Source organism: Kitasatospora sp. NPDC057500 (genome assembly GCF_042802195.1).
GTDB lineage: Bacteria > Actinomycetota > Actinomycetes > Streptomycetales > Streptomycetaceae > Kitasatospora.
The window spans coordinates 1-3,767 of the sequence record NZ_JBHVER010000373.1; the positions used below are offsets into that span (position 1 = coordinate 1).

General features: G+C 70.5%; 2 protein-coding genes. Both read right to left on the reverse strand.

All coding sequences use genetic code 11. From position 1 onward, the window contains the following. Positions 1 to 67: 67 nt before the first annotated feature. Positions 68 to 2,626, reverse strand: a complete 2,559-nt coding sequence (locus tag ACFU74_RS36520) for an ABC transporter permease (RefSeq protein WP_380764439.1) — start codon at positions 2,624 to 2,626, stop codon at positions 68 to 70. A 24-nt stretch (positions 2,627 to 2,650) separates the two neighbouring features. Further along, entirely contained in the window at positions 2,651 to 3,439 is a 789-nt protein-coding gene (locus ACFU74_RS36525) for an ABC transporter ATP-binding protein (RefSeq protein ID WP_380764440.1), read from the reverse strand. Between the last annotated feature and the right edge of the window lie 328 nt (positions 3,440 to 3,767).

Consider the following 3,767-nt stretch of genomic DNA (forward strand, 5'->3'; position numbering starts at 1 on the left):
GCCCCCCATGCCCCCCTTGCCCCCGGTGCTGCGACCCCCGATCCCCCGATCCGGGGGTCGCACCCGGTCAGTCCGTCGCGATCGCCGCGAGGACGTTCATCCGCCCGGCCCGGAAGGCCGGTATGAGGGCGGCCAGCAGGCCGATGAGCACCGAGGCGGCCAGCGTGACGACGATCGTGGTGACCGGGACGGCGAGCGCCTCCAGCCCCTGCGACTCCAGCACCTGCTGACCGGTGATGCCCCAGGCCAGGCCGAGCACGGTGCCGAGGACGGCGCCGAACACGGCGATCACCACCGACTCCAGGCGGATCATCCGGCGCAGCTGGCGGCGGGAGAGCCCGATCGCCCGCAGCAGGCCGATCTCGCGGGTCCGCTCGACCACCGAGAGCGCCAGGGTGTTGACCACGCCGAGCACCGCGACCACGATCGCCAGGAAGAGCAGGCCGTAGATCATGTAGAGCAGGGTGTTGACCTGCTCCTGGATGAGGTCCTTGTAACCGGCCTGGTCGCGGACCGAGGCCTGCGGGTACTCCTTGAGCGCGTCCTCCAGGGCGGTGAGCGTCCTGGCGACATCCGCCCCGGCCGCTGCCTTACCGAAGAGCACGGCGTTCACCGGCTGGTCGGCGGCGGGCACCGCCTTGGTGACGGCGTCGAGCGAAGCGAAGGTGTTGCCGTCGAAGAGCGAGTTGCCCTTGGTCATGATGACGCCGACCGGCAGCGACTGGACGCGTCCCTGACCGTAGTCGATCTTGACCATGTCGCCGACCTTGAGGCCGTGGTCCTTGGCGTAGTCCTCGCCGACCGCGATCGAGCCCTGCTTGAGGGAGTCGGCACTGCCGGCCTTGACCGGCAGCCGGAAGTCCTCGGCGAACCGCGCGGAGACGGCGGAGACACCGCTCTCCGAGGTCATGCCGTCCGGCGAGGTGAAGCGCGCGGGCAGGTACTTCTGCTCGGTGACGTGGTCCACGCCCCCGGTCTTGCGCACGGCCTCGACGATCTCCGCGGAGACGCCGTTCTGGCCGGCCGAGATGATGTAGTCGGCACCCACCGAGCGGTCGATCTGCTGGTTGGTGGACTTGATCACGGTGGAGGTGAAGACCGAGGCACCGACCACCAGCGCCAGTCCGATCATCAGCGCGGCGGCCGTGGCGCCGGTGCGCCGCGGGTTGCGCATCGCGTTGCGCTGGGCGAGCTTGCCGGACGGGCCGAACAGGGCGGGCAGCAGGGCGCCGAGCACCCGCACCACCGTGGTGGCCAGCAGCGGGCCGAGGACCACGAAGCCGACCAGGGTGAGCAGCACGCCCAGACCGATGTACACACCGCCGGTGGCCGCCTTCTCCGCCATGGCCGCCAGCACCAGCAGACCGCCGCCGGCGGCCGTCATCACCAGGCCGATGACCGCCCGGACGGTGTTGGAGCGGGCCTCGGCCGGGGTGCCGTGGTCGCGCAGCGCGGCGATCGGCGCGATCCGGCTGGCCCGGCGGGCCGGGATCCACGCCGCGAGCACGGTGATCACGATGCCCACCGCGTACCCGGCGACGAAGACGTTCGCGCCGATCGAGAGGTCCCCGGCGTCGAGGTGCATGCCGGCCGCGTTCATCAGCTGGATCAGCCCGACCGCCAGACCGAGGCCGGCGCCGATGCCGAGGGTCGAGCCGACCGCGCCGAGGATCAGCGCCTCCACCAGCACCGAGCGGTTGACCTGCTTGCGACTGCCGCCGACGGCGCGCAGCAGGCCGATCTCCCGGGTGCGCTGGGCGACCAGCATCGAGAAGGTGTTGATGATCAGGAAGCCGCCGACCAGCAGTGAGATGCCGGCGAAGCCGAGCATCGCGTACTTCATGAAGTCGAGGAAGGAGCCGACGTCCTTGACGTTCTCCGCCTTCTGCTCGGCCGCCGTCTTCGCCTGGAAGCCGGCGCCGACGCCGGCCAGCACATCGGACTTCAGCTGCTCGTCGGTACGGCTGCCGTCGCCGAACACCTCGACCGAAGTGAACGAGGTGTGCCTGAGCAGGAAGTTCTGCGCGGTGGCGGTGTCCAGGAAGGCCAGCGCCGCGCCCGGGTTGGTGGTCTTGAAGGCGGCGATGCCGACGATGGTGAAGTCCTGCTTGTCGACGGCGAGCACCCGCAGCTTGTCGCCCAGGCCGAGCTTGGCCTTCTTGGCGGTGTCCGCGTCGAGGACGACCTGGTCGGCGCCCTGCGGAGCGTGACCGGAGGTGATCTCGACCGGGTTGCGCGGGGTGTCCGTCCAGTTGCCGACGAGGGTCGGGGCGCCGCTGGTCGGGCCCACCGCCTTGTTGGTCGCCGGGTTGGCCAGGGTGGCGCTCTGCACGCTCACCTGGCCGACCGCCGTCCTCACCCCGGGGACCGCGGCGGCCTTGCCGACGCTGTCGGCCGGGACGGTCAGCGTCCTCCCCCGGGGGTCGTCGCCGAACTCCGGCTCGGCGGGCTGGACCGAGAGGTCCGAGGCGGTCGACGCGAAGAGCCGGTCGAAGGTGCTGGTCGCGGTGTTGGAGAACACCAGCGTCCCGGACACGAAGGCGACCGACAGCACGACCGCGACCAGGGAGAGCAGCATCCGCCCCTTGTGGGCGAAGAAGCTCCGCAGTGATGTCTTGAGCAGCATGGTCCTTTTACCCCCCTTGCCCGGTCAGCTGGTGCGCTTGCCGTCGAAACGGCGCATGCGCTCAAGGACGGAGTCGGCCGTCGGGGCGTGCATCTCGTCGACGATCACGCCGTCGGCGAGGAACAGCACGCGGTCCGCGTAGCCGGCGGCGACCGGGTCGTGGGTGACCATCACGATGGTCTGGCCCAGCTCGTCGACGCTGCGGCGCAGGAAGGAGAGCACCTCGGCGCCGGAGCGGGAGTCGAGGTTGCCGGTGGGCTCGTCGCCGAAGATGATCTCGGGGCGGGCGGCCAGCGCCCGGGCCACCGCGACGCGCTGCTGCTGGCCGCCGGAGAGCTGCGTCGGGCGGTGCTTGAGCCGGCCCGAGAGGCCGACGGTCTCCACCACCCGGTCCAGCCAGGCCTGGTCCGGCTTGCGGCCGGCGATGTCCATCGGGAGCGTGATGTTCTCCAGCGCGTTCAGCGTCGGCAGGAGGTTGAACGCCTGGAAGATGAAGCCGATCTTGTCCCGGCGCAGCCTGGTGAGCTGCTTGTCCTTCAGACCGGTGATCTCGGTGTCACCGATCCAGATCCGCCCTTCGGTCACCGTGTCCAGACCGGCCAGGCAGTGCATCAGGGTCGACTTGCCGGAACCCGAGGGGCCCATGATCGCGGTGAAGCGGCCGCGCTGGATGTCGACGTCGACCGCGTCCAGGGCGGTGACCCTGGTCTCGCCGGAGCCGTAGGACTTGGTCACCTGACGAGCCGAGGCGGCGACGGCGGAGGCACCGCCGGGAAGCTGGGGGTCGTACACGGCTGCTGCTGCCGTCGTCACTGTCGTCTCCTAAAAAGTGGTCCCACCCGTTGCCCCCCAGCCTCGTTCGTTCCACCCGTCCGGCGACATCGCGCAGGGGATAGTTTTCGACCGGGAGCTAGCTTCACCCTGCCGGTGCACCGGGGACCCGGACCCGATCGCATCGGGTCCGCCTCGGACGGGCGGGGATGTGAACCACGTTAGGAGCCGGGGCACGCACCCTCGTCATCCGACGGGAGGAAGCGCGCCAACCGGAGTTGTACGGGGTGCCGGGCACCTCCCCCTAGGGGTCTCCGGGGATCCCCTCAGGGTCCGCCCGCAAGGAGGCCAATCCCGGCGTGCGCCTGTT